The 19,797-nt window shown below is 59.1% G+C and carries 16 protein-coding genes and 1 riboswitch; of the genes, 8 read left to right on the top strand and 8 right to left on the bottom strand.

Translation table 11 applies throughout. From position 1 onward, the window contains the following. Positions 1-39 precede the first annotated feature (39 nt). Positions 40-146: riboswitch (TPP riboswitch) on the bottom strand. 266 nt (positions 147-412) lie between these two features. Next, the gene (gene dnaJ, locus ACR0MO_RS10070; RefSeq protein WP_170623469.1) at positions 413-1,558 is read right to left on the bottom strand and encodes a molecular chaperone DnaJ; all 1,146 of its coding nucleotides are present in this window, start codon (positions 1,556-1,558) and stop codon (positions 413-415) included. A 74-nt stretch (positions 1,559-1,632) separates the two neighbouring features. Continuing rightward, entirely contained in the window at positions 1,633-3,540 is a 1,908-nt protein-coding gene (gene dnaK / locus ACR0MO_RS10065) for a molecular chaperone DnaK (RefSeq protein WP_480891036.1), read from the bottom strand. A gap of 214 nt (positions 3,541-3,754) precedes the next feature. On the opposite strand from dnaK, the gene ACR0MO_RS10060 reads away from it, so the two are divergent. Beyond that, the gene (locus ACR0MO_RS10060; RefSeq protein WP_170453395.1) at positions 3,755-4,357 is read left to right on the top strand and encodes an alpha-ketoglutarate-dependent dioxygenase AlkB; all 603 of its coding nucleotides are present in this window, start codon (positions 3,755-3,757) and stop codon (positions 4,355-4,357) included. Here ACR0MO_RS10060 and ACR0MO_RS10055 read toward each other — a convergent pair. Beyond that, entirely contained in the window at positions 4,354-5,175 is an 822-nt protein-coding gene (locus ACR0MO_RS10055) for an ABC transporter permease (RefSeq protein ID WP_480891033.1), read from the bottom strand. The two genes, ACR0MO_RS10060 and ACR0MO_RS10055, sit on opposite strands and share 4 nt — an antisense overlap. A gap of 122 nt (positions 5,176-5,297) precedes the next feature. Between ACR0MO_RS10055 and cysQ the strand changes: the two genes are divergently transcribed. The 7 genes from cysQ (at position 5,298) to ACR0MO_RS10020 (ending at position 13,322) form a co-directional block, all read left to right on the top strand. After that, positions 5,298-6,095 carry a 3'(2'),5'-bisphosphate nucleotidase CysQ gene (gene cysQ, locus ACR0MO_RS10050; RefSeq protein ID WP_480891031.1) on the top strand — a complete coding sequence of 266 codons (798 nt, stop codon included), beginning with the start codon at positions 5,298-5,300 and terminating at the stop codon, positions 6,093-6,095. Next, positions 6,095-6,895, top strand: coding sequence for a 3-deoxy-manno-octulosonate cytidylyltransferase (locus ACR0MO_RS10045; RefSeq protein WP_480891029.1), 801 nt, complete (start codon positions 6,095-6,097; stop codon positions 6,893-6,895). The genes cysQ and ACR0MO_RS10045 overlap by 1 nt, the downstream gene beginning before the upstream one ends. Before the next feature lie 70 nt (positions 6,896-6,965). Beyond that, the gene (gene galE, locus ACR0MO_RS10040; RefSeq protein ID WP_170453391.1) at positions 6,966-7,949 is read left to right on the top strand and encodes a UDP-glucose 4-epimerase GalE; all 984 of its coding nucleotides are present in this window, start codon (positions 6,966-6,968) and stop codon (positions 7,947-7,949) included. A gap of 7 nt (positions 7,950-7,956) precedes the next feature. After that, entirely contained in the window at positions 7,957-9,000 is a 1,044-nt protein-coding gene (locus ACR0MO_RS10035; RefSeq protein WP_480891027.1) for a glycosyltransferase family 2 protein, read from the top strand. A 186-nt stretch (positions 9,001-9,186) separates the two neighbouring features. After that, positions 9,187-10,173, top strand: coding sequence for a glycosyltransferase family 2 protein (locus ACR0MO_RS10030; RefSeq protein WP_170453690.1), 987 nt, complete (start codon positions 9,187-9,189; stop codon positions 10,171-10,173). After that, a complete protein-coding gene (locus ACR0MO_RS10025; RefSeq protein ID WP_170453390.1) occupies positions 10,170-11,870 on the top strand; it encodes a DUF5927 domain-containing protein in 1,701 nt (566 codons plus the stop codon). The genes ACR0MO_RS10030 and ACR0MO_RS10025 overlap by 4 nt, the downstream gene beginning before the upstream one ends. 6 nt (positions 11,871-11,876) lie before the next feature. Next, a complete protein-coding gene (locus ACR0MO_RS10020) occupies positions 11,877-13,322 on the top strand; it encodes a nodulation protein NodH (protein WP_480891024.1) in 1,446 nt (481 codons plus the stop codon). Here the strand turns inward: ACR0MO_RS10020 and ACR0MO_RS10015 are convergent. From ACR0MO_RS10015 to ACR0MO_RS09995, 5 genes are all read right to left on the bottom strand, one after another. Continuing rightward, positions 13,306-13,824 (bottom strand): L,D-transpeptidase family protein, encoded by a 519-nt coding sequence (locus tag ACR0MO_RS10015; RefSeq protein ID WP_170453388.1) that lies wholly within the window; start codon positions 13,822-13,824, stop codon positions 13,306-13,308. The genes ACR0MO_RS10020 and ACR0MO_RS10015 overlap by 17 nt on opposite strands. A gap of 58 nt (positions 13,825-13,882) precedes the next feature. Next, positions 13,883-14,668, bottom strand: coding sequence for an ion transporter (locus ACR0MO_RS10010; protein WP_170453387.1), 786 nt, complete (start codon positions 14,666-14,668; stop codon positions 13,883-13,885). Positions 14,669-14,683: 15 nt separating this feature from the next. Beyond that, entirely contained in the window at positions 14,684-15,913 is a 1,230-nt protein-coding gene (locus ACR0MO_RS10005; RefSeq protein ID WP_170453386.1) for a class I SAM-dependent RNA methyltransferase, read from the bottom strand. 139 nt (positions 15,914-16,052) lie between these two features. Continuing rightward, on the bottom strand, positions 16,053-17,885 hold the full coding sequence (locus tag ACR0MO_RS10000; RefSeq protein WP_170520946.1) for an ABC transporter ATP-binding protein: 1,833 nt from the start codon (positions 17,883-17,885) through the stop codon (positions 16,053-16,055). Continuing rightward, the gene (locus tag ACR0MO_RS09995; RefSeq protein WP_480891021.1) at positions 17,882-19,720 is read right to left on the bottom strand and encodes an ABC transporter ATP-binding protein; all 1,839 of its coding nucleotides are present in this window, start codon (positions 19,718-19,720) and stop codon (positions 17,882-17,884) included. The genes ACR0MO_RS10000 and ACR0MO_RS09995 overlap by 4 nt, the downstream gene beginning before the upstream one ends. Positions 19,721-19,797: the final 77 nt, after the last annotated feature.

Raw genomic sequence — 19,797 nt, 5'->3', positions numbered from 1 at the left:
CTCCATCATTTTGGGGGCAACGCGGGCATGGAAAACGTCTGTATGCGTTAGACCGTTCCCTACGCCGGTATTGCCCGGATCAGGTTCGATGGGTTAGCGCATTCACGCCTCTCAGCCCTTTGATCAGGGCACCCCAACGGTTGATGCGGACAATCTCAGGGCAGGCGCTGGAAATCAAGCGCCAATCCACAGGTCATAAGGCCACTTTGGGCAAGAGGTTAAGACCAAAGCGGCGTTTGAATTGCGGGGGAAAATGCGAGGCTCTGCCTCGCGCTCCGAGGTATTTTGGGCCAGATGAATAAAGGATCCCTTGCTTCATCTGGCCACAAATATCTCGGGGGAGACGCCCGGTACGGGCGGCGGGGGCAGAGCCCCCAATAGCGGACGACCGCCCCAATAGAGGCAGTCCGCCTTAACCCTTCATCCCGTCCCAAAAAGACTTGACGGACGAGAAAAAGCTTTTGGATTCCGGGTGGTTATCTTCCCCCAGATCATCAAACTCACGCAAGAGCTCTTTCTGACGGGTGGTCAGGTTGACTGGAGTTTCCACGGCCAGTTCGATGAACATGTCGCCAACACCGCCACCGCGAAGGGCGGGCATGCCCTTGCCGCGCAGACGCATCTGACGACCCGACTGGCTGCCTGCCGGGATTTGCACCCGACCGCGGCCACCGTCGATGGTTGGAACTTCGATCGATCCACCCAGCGCGGCCTTGGCCATGCTGACCGGCACGCGGCAGTAAAGGTTCACGCTGTCGCGTTCGAACAGCTTGTGATCCGAAACCTCTACAAAAATATAGAGATCACCCGGAGGGCCACCGCGCATTCCGGCTTCGCCTTCACCGGCCAAGCGGATACGGGTACCGGTTTCAACACCGGCAGGGATGTTCACCGACAGGGCGCGTTCTTTTTCGACACGGCCCGCGCCATTGCAGGATTTGCATGGGTTCTTGATGATCTGGCCCAATCCCGAACAGGTCGGGCAGGTGCGTTCAACGGTAAAGAACCCCTGCTGCGCGCGAACCTTGCCCATGCCGGAACAGGTCGGACAGGTGGTGGGCTCTGCGCCGCCTTCGGCACCCGTGCCTTCACAGGACGAACACGCCACTGCGGCGGGCACGTTGATGGTTTTCTGCAGCCCCGCGTAAGCCTCTTCCAACGATACGCGCAGATTATAGCGCAGGTCCGAACCACGCGCCGCGCGACGTCCGCCACCGCCGCGCTGCCCACCCATGAAATCGCCGAACAGATCGTCGAAAACGTCCGAGAACGCGCTGGAAAAATCGCCCTGACCAAAGCCGCCGCCGGGACGGCCACCGCCGCCCATACCGTTTTCGAATGCGGCATGACCAAACCGGTCATAGGCCGCTTTCTTGTCGGCGTCGCGCAGCACGTCATAAGCCTCGTTGGCTTCCTTGAACTGCGCCTCGGCATCCGGGTTGTCCTTGTTGCGGTCGGGATGCAACTCTTTGGCTTTCTTGCGAAAACCCTTTTTGATCTCGTCCGCCGATGCGCCCTTGGTCACGCCGAGCACATCGTAGTAGTCGCGTTTTGACATCAGTGTTTCCTTCTGCCTCAACGTAATCGGGCCGGCCCGGCAACCGGACCGGCCCGCATTGGCCCGGTTGCTCGTTAGTTACGCTTGTCGTCGTCCAGATCTTCGAACTCGGCGTCGACAATGTCATCATCGCCCGGCGCGGCATCTGCTGCTGCCGGTTCTTCTTCGCCCTCTTCGGCTTGCGCCTTGTAGATGGCTTCGCCCAGCTTCATGGCGGCTTCGGTCACGTTCTGAATGCCCGACTTGATCTTGTCGGCATTTTCGGTCTCCAGCTCGTCCTTCAGCGCGGCAATTGCCAACTCGATGGCTTCGATGGTGGTCGGGTCAACCTTGTCGGCATGCTCTTCCATCGACTTTTCGGTCGAGTGGATGAGGCTTTCCGCCTGGTTCTTGGCATCGACCAGCTCGCGGCGTTCCTTGTCGGCTTCCGCGTTCTCTTCGGCGTCCTTGACCATCTTTTCGATGTCCTCGTCGGACAGGCCGCCAGATGCCTGGATGGTGATCTTCTGCTCTTTGCCGGTGCCTTTGTCCTTGGCCGAAACCGAGACAATGCCGTTGGCGTCGATGTCAAACGTCACCTCGATCTGCGGCATACCGCGCGGTGCGGGCGGGATGTCTTCAAGGTTGAACTGACCCAGGATCTTGTTGTCCGAGGCCATTTCACGCTCACCCTGGAACACGCGGATGGTCACGGCGTTCTGGTTGTCTTCGGCGGTCGAGAAGACCTGAGACTTTTTCGTCGGGATGGTCGTGTTGCGGTCGATCAGACGGGTGAACACGCCGCCCAGAGTTTCAATCCCCAGCGACAGCGGGGTCACGTCCAGCAGAACAACATCCTTGACGTCGCCCTGCAGAACACCGGCCTGAATGGCGGCGCCCATGGCGACCACTTCGTCCGGGTTCACCCCCTTGTGCGGCTCTTTGCCGAAGAATTTGGTGACCTCTTCGATCACTTTCGGCATCCGGGTCATACCACCGACCAGAACAACCTCATCGACGTCGCCCGCCGACAAGCCGGCGTCTTTCAGCGCGGCGGCGCAGGGCTTCATCGATTTCTTGATCAGATCGCCCACCAGCGATTCCAGCTTGGCACGGGTCAGTTTCATGACCATGTGCAGCGGCTGACCGTTCGAACCCATCGAGATGAACGGCTGGTTGATTTCGGTCTGCGAGGTCGAGGACAGTTCGATCTTGGCTTTCTCGGCAGCTTCTTTCAGGCGCTGCAGGGCCATCTTGTCGGCAGACAGATCGACACCGTGTTCCTTTTTGAACTCATCCGCCAGGTAGTTGACGATGCGCATGTCAAAGTCTTCACCACCCAGGAAGGTGTCACCATTGGTCGACTTCACTTCGAACAGGCCGTCGTCGATTTCCAGAATGGTCACGTCGAACGTACCACCACCAAGGTCATAGACCGCGATGGTTTGGGTTTCTTCTTTGTCCAGACCATAGGCCAGAGCAGCAGCTGTCGGTTCGTTGATGATCCGCAGCACTTCCAGACCGGCGATTTTGCCGGCGTCTTTGGTGGCCTGACGCTGGGCGTCGTTGAAATAGGCCGGAACGGTGATGACCGCCTGCGTGACTTCCTCACCCAGATAGCTTTCAGCCGTTTCCTTCATCTTGCCCAGAGTGAAGGCCGAGATCTGGCTTGGGGAGTATTTTTCACCGCGGGCTTCCACCCACGCGTCGCCATTGCCGCCATCAACGATGGCGTAAGGCACCATTTTCTTATCTTTTTCGACTTCTGCATCATCCACACGACGACCGATCAGACGCTTGACGCCAAAGATCGTGTTGTCGGGGTTGGTGACCGCCTGACGTTTCGCAGGCTGACCGACCAGACGCTCTTCTTCGGTGAAGGCGACGATCGAGGGCGTGGTCCGCGCCCCTTCGGCGTTTTCGATGACCTTCGGCTGCGAGCCGTCCATGATGGCCACGCACGAGTTTGTGGTACCGAGGTCAATCCCGATGACTTTTCCCATTTTTGCAATCCCTTTCTCTTCAAGGCGATGTCCCGAGGGCCGGACCCGTTATGGCATCCTGTCCCCGATCTGATGTGCGCGACAGCACTACACCAACGCGCGTCCCGGCGTATATAAGGGCCGGACCAGAGGCCTGCAAGCACTCTGAATCGCAGCTTTTCGCGAATCTGCGGCCTTTTTGGGCAAGGATTAAGTAAGGAATGGGGAATCTGGGATGGCGCGGCTGCTTTTGCGGGGGTTCGACATCAGGAAAGGGTATCTGGACAGCGCCGCGCAGACCCGGGTGATCGAAGCGCTGCGCCCGATTCTGAAAGCCGCGCCGCTGTTCCGGCCCGTGACGCCGTCGGGGAAAGAGATGTCCGTGCGCATGACCTCGGCCGGGGATCTGGGTTGGGTCACCGACAGATCGGGCTATCGCTATCAGGATCGCCACCCCAAAGGCGCCAAATGGCCTGCCATACCCGAGGCGGTTCTGACCATCTGGCGCGATCTGGTCAGCCCGGATCGCGCGCCCGATTGTTGCCTGATCAATTACTATGACGAGGACGCAAAGATGGGGCTGCATCAGGACAAAGATGAGGCTGATTTTTCCTGGCCCGTTCTGTCCGTGTCACTGGGCGACGACGCGCTGTTCCGGATCGGCAATACGACACGCGGCGGCAAGACGGAATCGATCTGGCTGAGTTCGGGCGACGTCGTCATCATGGGCGGCCCGGCCCGGCTGACCTATCACGGCGTTGATCGCATCCGGCCCGGATCATCGCGGTTGTTGCCCAAAGGCGGACGGATCAACCTGACGATGCGCATGGCAACCTAACGGCGGGCGTTCCAGCTTTGGGACATGTGCTTGCGGGAAAAAAACTCGCCCAGCAAACCGATCATCAGCAGCGCTATTCCAACCCACAACGCGTATTCCCAACTGGTGTTGCGGGGGAAATAGTTGCGAAACACGAAGCCCCGACACTGATCGATCAGGTGAAACAGAGGGTTCCACGCAAACATCAACAGAACGCTTCCGCCCAATGCGTTGGCAATGAACATCTTACCGGAAAACACCATGTTCAGACGGCGGTAAATGTTGCTGAGCATCCCGGCGGCCGTCGGAAACCATGGGGTTAAGGCCATAAACACCAAACCAACCGAACAGCCGGTGAACCAGGACAGAATGAACATCCCAAACGCGCCGCCGGGATCCTGAACCTCAAGCGGCGCGACCGCCAGGCTGTAGACGAACAGGATCACCAGAACTGACATCAATTGCTTGTAAAGCGTGCCGAACGCGGCGGCCAGGATCATGACCATCGGGTTCATGGGCGAGTGCAGCATCATCGGACTGTTCTTGCCGCCAAGTTTCGAAATGCTGCCAACCGATTGAATATGCGTCATGAACAGGAAAACACCTGACAAAACATACAGGACAAATTCGCCCCGGATTTTGGCGACGCGTGTACCCATGAAGGACATGATCAGGTAAAACACCGAAGCCATCAGAACGACCTGCAAAATGTTGATCAGGATCGCAATAACCGCGTTGGAATGCCGCGCGCGCACGCTGCGTACCACGGCGTGGAACACCAGTTCGGCTGTGGTGAACGCACCACCCAGCAGCGTTTGGTTACGACTGAAATAAAACACTCGAAGGGTCTTTCCCGTTTTGCTGCCGTCAATCTGGCACGAATACCTTGCCGTTCGGTAACCGGCACATCATAAGTCCGTCAGAGATTTGGATCAACAAACCACGTAAACGGAGCTTTTTTGTGACCTACGACGCGCTTATCCCCGTCATCCGACGTCTGGCCCTGGAAGCAGGCGACAAGATCATGGAGATCTACAACTCGGATGATTTCGACGTAAAGGTCAAATCTGACGCCAGCCCCGTGACCGAAGCGGATGAGGCCGCAGATGCCCTGATCTCGGCCGGGCTGCGCGCAGCGTTTCCCGATATTCTGCTGGTAACCGAGGAACAGGCCGCCTCGCATTCCGAGAAAGGTGACACTTTCCTGATCGTCGATCCGCTGGATGGCACCAAGGAATTCATCAACCGGCGTGGGGATTTCACGGTCAATATTGCTTTGGTCGAAAACGGGGTTCCGACGCGGGGCGTTGTTTACGCGCCAGCCAAGGGGCGCATGTTCTACACGCAGGCCGATGGTCAATCGGTCGAGGAAACCGGTGCGCTGGACAAGGATCAGCCCGGCGCTTTGACGGCCATATCAGTCTCTGAACCGGACAATTCGGCGCTTTTGATCGTCGCCTCCAAGTCGCACCGGGATCAGGCGACCGAGGATTACATCAACAAGTATCAGGTGCAGGACAGCAAAAGCGCCGGCTCGTCGCTCAAATTCTGTCTGGTGGCAACGGGTGAGGCGGACCTTTACCCCCGTGTCGGGCGCACGATGGAGTGGGATACCGCCGCCGGTCACGCGGTGCTGGCGGGCGCGGGCGGTCAGGTGGTTCGCTTTGACGACCATTCCCCGCTGACCTACGGCAAGGACGGCTATGCAAATCCGTTCTTTATCGCCTACGCTCCGGGTGTTGAGTTGAAGGAAGCCTGATGTCTGTTCTGATCGCCATTCCCGCCCGCTATGCCTCGACCCGGTATCCCGGCAAGCCTCTGGTTCCGTTGACCGGTGCGACCGGTAAGGCGATGACACTGATCGAACGGTCCTGGCGTGCGGCCTGTTCCGTCTCGGGCGTCGACAAGGTGGTTGTTGCCACCGATGACGACCGTATCCGCGAGGCCGCCGAGGCCTTCGGGGCCGAAGTCGTCATGACATCCGAGGCATGCCAGAACGGCACCGAACGCTGCGCCGAAGCACATGCCGCACTGGGCGGCGGCTATGAGATCGCCGTAAACCTGCAAGGCGATGCACCTTTGACGCCGCATTGGTTTGTCGAGGATCTGATCTCGGGCCTGCGCGCGGCGCCTGATGCGGGTGTGGCCACCCCGGTTCTGCGCTGTGATGGCGATGCGCTGAACAGTTTGCTGAACGACCGCAAACATGGGCGCGTCGGCGGCACTACAGCCGTTTTCGCGCGCGACAACAGCGCGCTGTATTTCTCGAAAGAGGTCGTGCCGTTCACAGCCGAAACCTTCGAAGGCGGCGCATCCACCCCGGTCTTTCATCACGTCGGCGTCTATGCCTATCGCCCCGATGCGCTGGCCGCCTATCCCGGCTGGCCGACCGGACCGCTGGAACAACTTGAAGGTCTGGAACAGCTGCGCTTCATGGAAAACGGGCGCAAGGTTCTGTGCGTCGAGGTCGAAGCCAAAGGCCGCCAGTTCTGGGAGCTGAACAACCCGCAGGACGTACCAAAGATCGAAGAGATGATGGCCGCTATGGGTCTGGAGTGACCTCTTTTCCCCATGACCTTTGCACCTGCCATGGCGTAGGAACCTCCAACTCTGACCTTACGGATCGCATATGAAAACTGTTCTTGTAACCGGTGGCGCTGGCTATATCGGATCCCATGCCTGCAAGGCGTTGTCACAGGCCGGGTATGTGCCCGTCACCTATGACAATCTGATCACCGGCTGGCAGGATGCGGTCAAATTCGGCCCGTTCGAACAGGGCGACCTTCTGGATCGCGCCCGGCTGGATGAGGTGTTTGCCAAACACCAGCCGGTGGCGGTGATGCATTTCGCCGCGCTCAGCCAGGTGGGTGAGGCGATGAAAGAGCCCGGAAAATACTGGTCCAACAACGTGACCGGTTCCCTGACGCTGATCGAGGCCGCGGTTGCGGCAGGGTGTCTGGATTTCGTGTTCTCATCGACCTGTGCCACCTATGGTGAGCATGACAATGTCGTTCTGGACGAGACAACCTCGCAGCACCCGCTGAACGCTTATGGCGCGTCCAAGCGGGCGATCGAGGATATTCTGCACGATTTCGAGGCCGCGCATGGGCTGCGCCACGTAATCTTCCGCTATTTCAACGTCGCGGGCGCGGACCCGGATGGCGAAGTGGGTGAGTTTCACCGCCCTGAAACCCATCTGGTTCCGCTGATGCTGGACGCAATTGACGGCAAACGGGACGGGCTGACCGTTTTCGGTACCGATTACGACACGCCGGACGGCACCTGTATCCGCGACTATGTCCATGTCTGCGATCTGGTTGACGCGCATGTGCTGGGTTTGAACTGGCTGGAAGAGGGCAAAGGCAGCCGGGTCTTCAACCTTGGCACCGGCTCGGGCTTTTCGGTTTTGGAAGTGATCGAGCATTCCAAGGCCGTCACCAACCGCGCGGTGCCCTATACGGTCGGGGCGCGCCGCGAAGGCGATTGCACCAAACTGGTCTCGGGGTCTGTCAGGGCCGAGGCCGAGTTGGGGTGGAAGCCCAAAAGATCAACGTTAGAGACGATGATTGCCGACGCATGGCGCTGGCATCAGAACGGCCATTACGAGCAATGAGGCCCGGTTGACCAGCGCATCGGTACAGACCCTGCCCCAAATCGGATGGGCCCAGATGTACCGTCTGCGCTGGAAACGCCGCCGTCTGCTGATGCGTGCTTGGCGCAGCCGACATCAACTGAACAGCGTGAACGATCAGACCGACAAGATCACGCGCGGCAGCATTCTGGCCTTCACCACGCTGCGCAACGAAATCACGCGCCTGCCCTGGTTTCTGCACCATTATCGCAGCCTCGGGGTCGATCACTTTCTGATCGTGGACAATGGCAGCGACGATGGCTCGGCTGAATTGCTGCTGGATCAGCCCGATGTCTCGCTATGGCAAACCCATGCAAGTTATCGGGCTTCGCGCTATGGGTTGGACTGGCTGACATTGCTGCAAATGCGCCATGGCCATCGCCATTGGTGTCTGATGGTGGATGCGGATGAGTTGTTGATCTATGCCCATCACGACACACGCTCGCTGCACGATCTGACAAAATGGCTGGACCAGACGGGGCGCGGGGCGTTTGGCGCGCTGATGCTGGACCTGTATCCCGACGGCCCGTTGGGGGATCAAAGCTATGTCCCCGAAAGTGATCCGACGGCAGTACTGAATTGGTTCGATGCCGGGCCATATCGGGCCCAGCGTCAAAGCCCGGCGGGCAATCTGTGGGTTCAGGGTGGTGCGCGTGAACGCATGTTCTTTGCCACGACGCGACAGCGATCTCCGACCCTGAACAAGATCCCGCTGATACGCTGGTGCCGCCGCTACGCCTATGTGAATTCCTGCCACTCGGCCCTGCCCCGGCACTTGAACGCAGCCTATGACGGACCCGGAGGCTCGGCACCTTCCGGTATCTTGCTCCACACAAAATTCCTGCCCGAGATCGTCGAGAAGTCGCGGATCGAGAAGCAGCGCCGCCAGCATTTTCATGACCCTGACCAATTCGGGCCATATTATGATGGGATTATCAATCGCCCGACCCTTTGGACCGCTCAATCGACGCGCTATGCAGGGTGGGAACAATTGCAGCAACTTGGGTTAATGAATGCCGGAGGATGGACGTAATGGGTGAAAACATGTGCATAAAAACCATGTTCACCGCTAACCGGTTCTAAATCCATTGCCCTGCAAGATGCATAGGTGGCATAAATCGGCATTAACCCGACCCTTTTTGCACGTTGAGGGGGGCGGAGGACGCTCGCGGCAAAACAAAGGTTGGATAATCACGTGAGCCTGTGGGACTCGTATCGGATGAGGTTGCGGCGCAAACGCCGTATCCTGCGCGGCGTCAGACGACGGCGCGAGCTTGGGCCCGTCAGCAACAACACCGCCGCCATTCGCCGCGAAGATATTCTGCTGATGAGCGTGGTGCGCAACGAAAAGATACGCCTGCCCTTTTTTCTGGACTACTACCGCAAACTGGGTATCGACCATTTTTTGTTTGTGGACAATGACAGCGATGACGGCACTTGCGAGTTCCTGAAATCACAACCCGATGTCTCGGTCTGGCGAACAAAGACCAGCTATAAACGCGCGGGGTTCGGGCTGGACTGGTCGAATTACTTGCTGCGCAAATACGCCCATAAACACTGGGTACTGACCGTCGATCCCGATGAGTTCTTCATCTATCCCTTCTGCGACACACGGCCCATCCGGGCGCTGACCGATTGGCTGGATGGATGCGCGGTGCGCAGTTTCGGGACCATGCTGATCGATATGTATCCGCAGGGGCCGGTGGACGCAGAGCCTTATCACGAAGGGCAGGACCCGTTCGAAATCGCGCGCTGGTTTGATGCCGGCAATTACATGATCACCAAGAACCCCGAGTATAAGAACCTGTGGATTCAAGGCGGCCCCCGCGCGCGCGTGTTCTTTCGCGACAACCCGTCAAAGGCGCCTGCGCTGAACAAGATCCCTCTGGTGAAATGGGACCGGCGCTATGTCTATGTCAGCTCGACCCATTCGCTGCTGCCGCGCGGCTTGAACCAGGTCTATGACGAATGGGGCGGTGAAAAAGCCAGTGGCGCGTTGCTACATGCCAAACTGATCGACACGCTGGGCGACAAGGCGCGTGAGGAGTTGCAGCGCGGTCAGCATTATCGCGGGTCGGGCGAATACAAAGCCTATGTCGATGGTCTGGACGAAAAGCCCGTCTTCTGGTGCGACTGGTCCGAAACCTATATCAACTGGCGACAGCTTGAGATTCTGGGCCTCATGTCAAAAGGAAACTGGGCATGAGTTCTTTGGGCATCGTCATGCTGGTGCATACCGCATTGGACCGCGCCGAACAGGTCGCCCGGCATTGGACGGCAGCGGGATGCCCGGTGGTGATCCATGTGGATCGTAAGGTGCCGGGCGATGTGTTCTCGAAATTCGTCGCCTCTTGCGCGGATGATCCGCTGATCGTGTTTTCCGAGCGTCACAAATGCGATTGGGGCGGTTGGGGCATCGTTGCCGGATCGCAGGCCGCATCCGAACTGATGCTGGAACGCTTCCCGGACGTGCGGCACGTATTCCTGTCCTCGGGGGCCTGCCTGCCGCTGCGCCCGGTGCAGGAGCTGGTTGACTACCTGTCCGACCGGCCCCGTGTCGACTTCATCGAAAGCGCAACCACCGCCGATGTCAGCTGGACCATTGGCGGGCTGGATCATGAACGGTTCACGCTGCGCTTTCCGTTTTCATGGCGTAAGCAGCGCAAACTGTTTGATGCCTATGTCAAGCTGCAACGCCGCTTGGGCCTGCGCCGCAGTATCCCCGAGGGACTGGTTCCCCATATGGGCAGCCAATGGTGGTGTCTGACCCGCCAAACCCTGTCCGCGATCTTGCAGGACCCGAAACGCAAGACCTATGACCGCTATTTCCGGCAGGTCTGGATACCCGATGAAAGCTATTTCCAGACGCTGGCGCGGCTGTATTCGACACATATCGAAAGCCGCTCGCTAACCTTGTCCAAGTTCGACTATCAAGGCCGGCCGCATATCTTCTACGACGATCACCTACAGTTGCTGCGCCGGTCGGATTGCTTTGTTGCGCGCAAAATCTGGTGGCGGGCGGATCGGTTGTATCAGGCCTTTCTGACCGATCAGACCGGCGCGATGAAACCGGCCGAGCCGAACCCCGGCAAGATCGACCGGGTGTTTTCCAAAGCGGTCGAGCGGCGCACCCATGGCCGCGACGGTCTTTACATGCAGGGCCGCTTCCCCAGGCATGGCAGTGAAAACGGCCTGACCTCATCGCCTTATTCCATGTTTCAGGGCTTTGGCGAATTGTTCGAGGATTTTGAAACCTGGCTGACCTCGGTCACCGGGGCACGGGTGCACGGGCGGTTGTTCGGACCCGATCGGGCCGAGTTCGCCCAAGGCCAGACAATCACCAACGGCGCGCTGAGCGATTGCGCCACCCTTCGGGACTACAACCCGACCGCCTTTCTGTCGAACCTGATCTGGAACACGCGGGGTGAGCGTCAGTGTTTTCAGTTCGGCCCAAATGACACGCAGGCCATCAACTGGTTCATGGCCCGCGACAAGAACGCCCAGGTCTCGGTCATTACCGGGGCATGGGCCATTCCGCTGTTCCGCTCGAACATGAACTTCGCGGATATCCGATGCGAGGCTGCGCGCCTGCAACGGATCGAAAGCAAACAGCTTGAGGTTCTGACCTCGGTCTGGACCAAGGCGAACGTCCGCAGCTGGACCCTGGCGGATTTCATCGAGGCCCCGATGGAGCCTTTGCAGACAATCATTGATGAGATCGGCACCCAAGGTGCCAGTCACCTGACGGAAGCGCCGACCATGGTCGATCTGTCCGGCTTTGGTCAATTCCTGCAAAACCTGAAGAACCAGGGCATGCACCCGCAATTGATGGGGGATTTCCCTGCCGACGACGTTTTCGGCACGCAGACCAAGCCATATCGCAAACCCTATCTGGTGCAGTGATCGCCGATGACGCGTAAGTTTGACTATTTCATCGTATTGGCTGCGATGCGAACCGGTTCGAACCTGCTGGAGTCGAACCTGAACGCACTGAACGGAATCACCTGCCATGGCGAGGCGTTCAATCCCCATTTCATTGGCCGCGTCAAAGCGCAGGACGTGCTGGGCATCTCGCTGGAAGAGCGCGACGAAAATCCGACGCGGCTTATCGAGGCCATGCGCGCAGATACAGGCGATCTGAACGGTTTTCGCTATTTTCAGGAACACGACCCAAGGGTGCTGGACCCGGTCCTGAACGACCCGCGCTGCGCCAAGATCATTCTGACGCGTAACCCTCTGGACAGTTACCTGTCGCTGAAGATCGTGCGCAAAACCAAGCAATGGCAATTGAAGAACATCAAACGGCGGCTTGAGGCACAGGTCGAGTTTGATGGGCCAGAGTTCTCGGACTATCTGGATCAGTGCCAAGGCTTCCTGCGTCAGGTCCACACCCACCTGCAACGCACCGGCCAAAGCGCATTTTACATCGATTATGACGATCTGACCCGGTTGGACCTTCTGAACGGGCTGGCCGACTGGCTGGGCATTCCGGCGCGCCTAAGCCAGTTGGACGACCTGCTGAAACCGCAAAACCCGATCCCGGCGCTGTCCAAGGTCACAAATCCGGACCAGATGCAGAGCGACCTGTCCGGGCTTGACCTGCTGTCCATGCACCGCAGCCCGTATTTCGAACCAAAACGCGGACCGGCGGTTGAAGGGTATGTGATCGCGCCAAAATCTCGGCTGCTTTATATTCCGGTGCACGGCGGAATCGATCCGGTCATTCATCAGTGGATGGCCACGCTGGACAATGTTGGCACAGATGGCCTGATAACAAGCCCCTCGCGGCAGGAGGTGCAAGACTGGATGCGCGCCACGCCCGGACACCGTAAATTCACCGTGCTGCGCCACCCGCTGGCGCGCGCGCATACGGCCTTTTGTCGACATATCCTGAACACCGGACCAGAGTGTTACGAGGACATCCGCAAACAGTTGCGCAACCGCTTCAAACTGCCAATCCCCGGTCAAATCCGCGCGCACAACTATTCAATGGACCAGCATTATGAGGCGTTTTCCGCCTTCCTGACCTTCCTGCGCCATAACCTTGCCGGGCAGACGCCGATCCGAGTGGATGCAGCTTGGTGCACCCAATCAGAAGCGCTGGCAGGGGTTTCGAAATTCGCCCTGCCCGACCTGATCCTGCGCGAAGACGACCTGAACCCAGCCCTGCCTGATCTGGCGCGCGGATTGGGCCACGCAAACCCGCCGATGCCCAAAAATGGTACTCCGGAAGAACCCTATCGCCTGGACGAAATCTGCGATGCCAAAATGCAGGTGCTGGCAGCAGAAACCTATCAGCGCGACTTCGTGCAATTCGGATTCGGCGATTGGCGACCGATCAGGGGCGCAGAGTGATCAGCGTACCCCGGCCAACCATCGCGTAGATCTCTTCCATCTCGTCATTCTTGACCGCGATACAGCCCGCTGTCCAATCCGGCGTCTTTTTCGCGCGCCGCAGTTCTGACCGCAGGTTGGGCTGGCCGTGAATGAAAATGTCGCCGCCCGGATCGACACCTGCGGCCTTGGCCTGCGCGATGTCTTCCGAGTTGGGATAGGAAATCCCCAAAGACAGGTGATACCGGCTACGCGGGTTGCGGCGGTCGATCAGATAGGTGCCTTCGGGCGTGCGACCATCGCCACGCTTGGTCTTGGTGCCCCGGGGCGCAAAACCCAGATCAACGTCATAGTCACGCAAGACCTGCTCGTTATGCAAAAGATAAAGCTTGCGCGCGCCCTTGTTCACCACAAGAGACGTCACCTCGGGTCCGTTATAGGTCAGAAATCTGGGGCTGGCTGAGGCACAAGCCGAAAGGCTCAGCGTTGCCATCGCCCCCAATCCAAATGCTCGACGATCCATGTTTCACTGCCTGCTGCTCTTTTTTTGCGTATTATGCCAAAAAATCAAAAAACTGAAATCACTTTTTGATGTTTGATTGCTGAATAAGCCGTTGTTCAATGGCTTCCAGCCGTTCCAGCACCTCATCCCGGTAGGCATCGGTTTTCACCTCATCCTCGGCATGGTGCGCATCCTGCATCGAATTCACGATCAGACCGACCAGCAGGTTCACCACAGCAAAAGTGGTGACCATGATGAAGGGCACAAAGAACAGCCAGGCGTAGGGATAAACCTCCATCACCGGACGCACGATGCCCATGGACCAGCTTTCCAGTGTCATGATCTGGAACAGCGTATAGGCCGACAGGCCCAGATCGCCGAACCAGTCCGGGAAGGAATACGAGAACAGCTTGGTCGAGATCACCGCACCGATATAAAACAGGATCGCCATTAGCAGGAAGACGCTGGCCATGCCCGGCAGGGCCGAGATGAACCCTTCGACCACCCGGCGCAGGCGCGGCGCAACCGAGATCACGCGCAGAACCCTCAGGATTCGCAGCGCCCGCAACACGGACAGGCCACCCGCACTGGGGACAAGGGCAACGCCCACGATCAGAAAATCAAAAAGGTTCCAGCCGCTTTTGAAGAAGTTACGCCCGGTGGCGATCAGTTTCATCGCAATTTCGGCGACAAAGATCGCTAGGCACAACTTATCGAGCGTCACGATCAGCGGGCCTGCAGCTTCCATCAGCACGGGCGAGGTTTCCATCCCCAGCAGAATCGCATTGAAGATGATGACGCCGGTGATGAACCGACCAAAAGCCGGTGCCTCGATAATGTTCAGCAAACGCTGTTTGGACCCCATGCCTTGCCTGTCTCCTTAGGATGCGGGGTTCAGCACGAACCGCGCGGCCAGTTCCGTATGTGACGACCACCGAAATTGGTCAACGACCTGCACCCATTCAAGGGTATAGCCCGCATCGACAAGCGCTTTGGCATCGCGCGCAAAGGTGACCGGATTGCATGAGACATAGGCAATGACCGCTGGGCGTGCCTGCGCCAGTTCTGCCACCTGTGCCTCGGCCCCGGCGCGGGGTGGGTCAAGAACAACGGCGTCGAACGGCTTTAGTTCATCCGGCATCAAGGGGCGGCGAAACAGGTCGCGCGCCTCGACCGTGATGCGTTTCAGACCGGTCGTGCTGCGCCAGCCCTGATCCAAGGCTTGCGTCATCTCGGCCTCGCCCTCGACCGCATGAACCTCGGCCATCTGCGCCAGTGGCAGTGAGAATGTGCCGCTGCCTGCAAACAGGTCGACGACCCGCTTTGCCCCTTGAGTTGCCTCCAAAACAGCCTGTGTTAGAGCCTGTTCTCCGTCCTTTGTCGCCTGCAAAAACGCCCCGGGCGGGGGCGTGACTGCGGCCGGTCCGAACCGCTGCGACGGGGCCTGCCGCATCGCGATCACCTCGCCATCCCAGCTGAGCCTTGCCAGCCCGTGTTTCTCGGTTTCTTGCGCCAGAGCCAGCTCCAGCGGGCCGTCCAGCGGTTTACCGCCTTTGACCGCCGCATCCAGCCCGCCCTCGGACAGGGTCAGCGTCACAGCCAGCACACCCTTGCGGCTGCCACCCAACAGGGCCAAAGCCTCGGCCACCGGAATGGCGGCGATCAATGCGGGGTCCAGCAGGTGACAATCCGGGATATCGGTGATCGTGTCCGACGCCCGTCCGTGAAATCCGGCCAGCGCGCCCTTTTTCGTCCGCCGTACGGCAATCGTCGCCCGACGACGGGACCGATCGGGCGACGTGTGAATGGGCCGCATCGGGGCATCGAGCCCCTGCGCGGCCAGCGCGTTGCGCACCACCGCAACCTTCCAGTCGGCCACGAACGCGTCTGAGGCATGCTGCAATTGGCACCCACCGCAGGCCTTGTAATGCCGACATGGGGCCTTCACGCGCTGATCGGATGGGCTGTCCACCCGGATATCGGTCAGAACCTGACCGTGCAGAGTACCGCTCACCACCTCACCGGGTAAGGTTCGCGGCGCATAGACGGGGCCATCGGCGATACCGTCGCCCTGATGCCCCAGGCGGATTATGGTGAAGGTCTGCGTCATGACGTGGCTGATAACGGCGGTTTGCCCGCAACAAAACCCCCTAGGGCACTTTGCGTTTACTTTGGATCGCAATACGCTGCCTCTCCCTTCGGTCGAACGCGCATTTCGATGCTGTTTGGTTCAAGAACCGCAAAGGCCCCTATTCCGCAGCTTCAGCCTGAATGAACCCGCCCGACTGGCGATGCCAGAACCGCGCATACAGCCCGCCCTGATCCAAAAGCGCCTCATGCGTGCCGGTTTCAACGATCCGCCCGTGATCCAGAACAACGATCCGGTCCATCTCGCTGAGAGTTGACAGGCGGTGCGCGATCGCCAGAACGGTTTTGCCCTGCATGACCCGATGCAACGCGGTTTGGATCGAAGCCTCAACTTCGGAATCCAGTGCCGATGTCGCCTCGTCCAGCACCAGAATTGGCGCGTCTTTCAGGATGGCGCGGGCTAAGGCGATCCGCTGCCGCTGACCACCGGATAGCTTCACACCACGCTCGCCCAGATGCGCATCGTATCCTTTGCGACCCTGCGCATCTTCAAGGCTCAGAATGAACTCATGCGCCTCGGCCTTTTCGGCGGCTTCGATCATGTCCGCCTCGGACGCATCCGGGCGACCATAGAGGATATTCTCACGGGCCGAACGGTTGAACATCGCGGTTTCCTGCGTGACCATGCCGATCTGACGGCGCAGACTGTCCTGCGTCACCTGCGACACGTCCTGCCCGTCGATGCGAATAGCGCCGTTTTCCCCGTCATAGAGCCTGAGCAGAAGCGACACGAGCGTCGATTTCCCTGCCCCGGACGCGCCGACGATGCCCAGTTTCTCACCCGGTTTGACGGTCAGATTCAGGTCGGCCACACCGCCGATATCGCGGCCATAGGCAAAGCTGACCGCGTCAAAGGCGATGCCACCTTCGGTCACCACCAAGTCCGTGGCCTGCGCAGCATCCTCGACCCGGTCGCGCTTGGCCAGTGTCTTCATCCCGTTCTCGATCTCACCGACATTGGCGTAAAGGCCCATCAGCGTAAAACTGACCCAACCGGTCATCTGCGCGATCCGGATCGAAACAGCACCTGCGGCCACGATATCGCCAGCGGTTGCCATGCCGAACTGCCACAGCCACAGGGTCGCGCCCAGCAGTAGCACGGGCAAAACGCCAGCCAATGTCATCAGGATGAAACGGAAACTGGCACTGAGTTTGCCGAAATCCAGCGACCGCTCGCGCAGTTCCACCATCGAGTCACGCGCGGCCTGATCCTCGAACGCGGAATGCGCGAACAGCTTGACCGTTTTAATGTTGGTGATCGTGTCAACGACCTGCCCCGACACCATCGCCCGTGCCCCGGCCCGAGCCCCCGACAGCTTGCGGATGCGCGGCAGGTACCAGCGAACCAGCAGAAAATAGACCGCCAACCAGCCGGCAAAGGGCAGCATCACCAGCGGATGAATAGACCCTAACAAAAGCAAAGAACCGACCAATGAAGCCAACGCAAACACAATCGCGCTGATCGTTTCCGAAACGACCGAGGCCATGGCGTTGGACGTTTGCATCTGCTTCTGGGCGATCCGCCCGGCGAAATCATCGTCGAAATAGGTCACCGACTGGCCCAGCGTCCAGCGGTTCAGCTTGGCCAGAACCAAAGGTGGGATATTGGGCATGACGATGTAATTGTTCGACACCGACGACAGGCCAAACAGGATCGGACGCAGCAGCATGAAAAAGACCACCGCTGCGAAGATCATCCACATGTTCTCGGCGGTCAGAAAGTTTTCGGGGCCGCTGGAGGTTGCGACATCGATCACCTCGCCCAGAATCCAGGCCGTGACCGCCTCCATCGCGCCAGCAGTGGCCGAGAAGAAGGCCGCGACAAACAGCATGGGCCAGGCGCCGGACAGGCTCCAGCGAATGAACGCCCCCAACGTCTGCGGTGGGGGCGTTTCGATGTTCTTGAACGGGTTTATGAGGTCAGCAACCCTCATTCCGCGGCCTCCGGGTTCATGAAGCCGCCAGATTGCCGCGCCCAGAACTGCGCGTAAAGGCCACCCTGCGCCAAAAGGTCGGAATGCGCGCCCTCTTCGACGATGCGACCGGCATCCATCACCAGAATCCGGTCCATCTGCGCGATGGTGCTGAGCCTGTGGGCAATGGCGATCACGGTTTTACCTTGCATCATTCCGTAGAGGGTTTCCTGAATCGACGCTTCGACCTCGGAATCTAGGGCAGATGTCGCCTCGTCCAACAACAGGATTGGCGCGTCCTTCAGAATCACCCGTGCCAGAGTTACCCGTTGCCGTTGACCGCCGGACAGCTTAACGCCCCGCTCGCCCACATGGGCGTCATAGCCGGTGCGGCCCTGCGGGTCTTGCAGGTCCAGAATGAACTCATGCGCTTCGGCCTGTTTTGCTGCGGCAACCATCTGTTCTTCGGTCGCGTCGGGACGACCATAGAGGATGTTGTCGCGCACCGATCGATGCAGCAATGCGCTGTCCTGCTGGACCATCCCGATATGACTGCGCAAGCTGTCCTGTGTGACACCCGCGATGTTCTGGCCGTCGATCAAAATCGCACCGCGTTCAACGTCGTAAAACCGCAAAAGCAGCTTAACTAGGGTCGATTTCCCGGCACCAGACCGCCCGATCAAGCCGATCTTTTCGCCGGGTTGAATGGTCAGGTTGATATGGTCCAGACCACCGGTTTCACGGCCATAATGGTGCGACAGGTCGCGGATTTCGATCTCACCTGTGCCCAACTGCAATGGCTTGGCATCAGGTGCATCCAGCAATTGGATCGGTTGCGCAATTGTCTCCAACCCCTCGGCCACAACGCCAAGCTGGCGGAACAGGCTGGTCAGGGCCCACATGATCCATCCGGTCATTGCATTCAGGCGCAGGGTCAGGGCGGTTGCCGCCGCCACTACGCCAACTGAGGCTTGGCCTTGCATCCACAGAACGATGGCCCAGCCGACTACGCCCACGATCAAGAACCCATTCAGCACGACCAGAATGGCGTCCATGATGGTGAAAATCCGCATCTCGACCTGAACGGTGCGACGCGTTTCGGAGATTGCCTCTTTCGCGTAGTCCATCTCTTGATCGGCATGCGCAAACATCTTGACCGAGTGGATGTTTGTATAGCTGTCCACCACGCGGCCCGTCACGGTTGAGCGCGCATCCGATGCGGCCTGTGACGCCGGACCGACGCGCCGAACCGCCCAGTTGACCAACACGACATAAAGCGCAAACCAGATCAAAAGCGGCAACAACAGCCGCGTGTCTGCCGCCATCAGCAGGATTGCAGCCCCGACCAGATAGGCCAGCGAGAAGGAAATCGCGTCAAAAACCTGAAACACCACCTCGCCAGCGGCGGGCGGGGTCTGCATGATCCGGTTGGCGATGCGTCCGGCAAAGTCGTTTTCAAACCAGCTAACCGACTGGCGCAAAACGTGCTTGTGGGCCCGCCAGCGAAACAGCGTGCCATACTGAGGCAGGATCGCGTTGTTGATCACAAGCACGTCCAGAATGTGCAAAATTGGCCGCAACAAAAGGATAAACGCAGCCATCAACAGCAGTTCTGTCCCGTGTTCCTTCCATACATTGGCCGGAGACCCGCCAAGCAGGTCCACAACGCGTCCCATGTAGTAGATCAGGCCGACCTCGACCCCAGCGACAACAATGGACAGCAGCGTTGCCCATACGAACACGCGGAAGAATGGCCGCGAGTATTCCAGCATGAAGGGCCACAGCCGCGTCGGCGGCGTGTCGGTCTCATGATAGGCGACAAAAGGGTCAACAAGGTTTTCGAAATAGCGAAACATGGAAGCGTGCTCCGATTGAGCAAAACAAAAGACGTGCGAAGAAGAATGGCGCCTGAACACCACCCTTTACGGGGCAA

It is taken from the genome of Ruegeria sp. K5 (assembly GCF_056531805.1).
This window is presented reverse-complemented; position numbering and strand designations above follow the sequence as displayed.

Bases quoted from the DNA above. Each gene is read 5' to 3' on its own strand.
- dnaJ (WP_170623469.1), bottom strand. From the start codon at position 1,558: ATGTCAAAACGCGACTACTACGATGTGCTCGGCGTGACCAAGGGCGCA.
- dnaK (WP_480891036.1), bottom strand. From the start codon at position 3,540: ATGGGAAAAGTCATCGGGATTGACCTCGGTACCACAAACTCGTGCGTG.
- ACR0MO_RS10060 (WP_170453395.1), top strand. From the start codon at position 3,755: ATGGCGCGGCTGCTTTTGCGGGGGTTCGACATCAGGAAAGGGTATCTG.
- ACR0MO_RS10045 (WP_480891029.1), top strand. From the start codon at position 6,095: ATGTCTGTTCTGATCGCCATTCCCGCCCGCTATGCCTCGACCCGGTAT.
- galE (WP_170453391.1), top strand. From the start codon at position 6,966: ATGAAAACTGTTCTTGTAACCGGTGGCGCTGGCTATATCGGATCCCAT.
- ACR0MO_RS10030 (WP_170453690.1), top strand. From the start codon at position 9,187: ATGAGGTTGCGGCGCAAACGCCGTATCCTGCGCGGCGTCAGACGACGG.
- ACR0MO_RS10025 (WP_170453390.1), top strand. From the start codon at position 10,170: ATGAGTTCTTTGGGCATCGTCATGCTGGTGCATACCGCATTGGACCGC.
- ACR0MO_RS10020 (WP_480891024.1), top strand. From the start codon at position 11,877: ATGACGCGTAAGTTTGACTATTTCATCGTATTGGCTGCGATGCGAACC.
- ACR0MO_RS10015 (WP_170453388.1), bottom strand. From the start codon at position 13,824: ATGGATCGTCGAGCATTTGGATTGGGGGCGATGGCAACGCTGAGCCTT.
- ACR0MO_RS10010 (WP_170453387.1), bottom strand. From the start codon at position 14,668: ATGGGGTCCAAACAGCGTTTGCTGAACATTATCGAGGCACCGGCTTTT.
- ACR0MO_RS10005 (WP_170453386.1), bottom strand. From the start codon at position 15,913: ATGACGCAGACCTTCACCATAATCCGCCTGGGGCATCAGGGCGACGGT.
- ACR0MO_RS10000 (WP_170520946.1), bottom strand. From the start codon at position 17,885: ATGAGGGTTGCTGACCTCATAAACCCGTTCAAGAACATCGAAACGCCC.
- ACR0MO_RS09995 (WP_480891021.1), bottom strand. From the start codon at position 19,720: ATGTTTCGCTATTTCGAAAACCTTGTTGACCCTTTTGTCGCCTATCAT.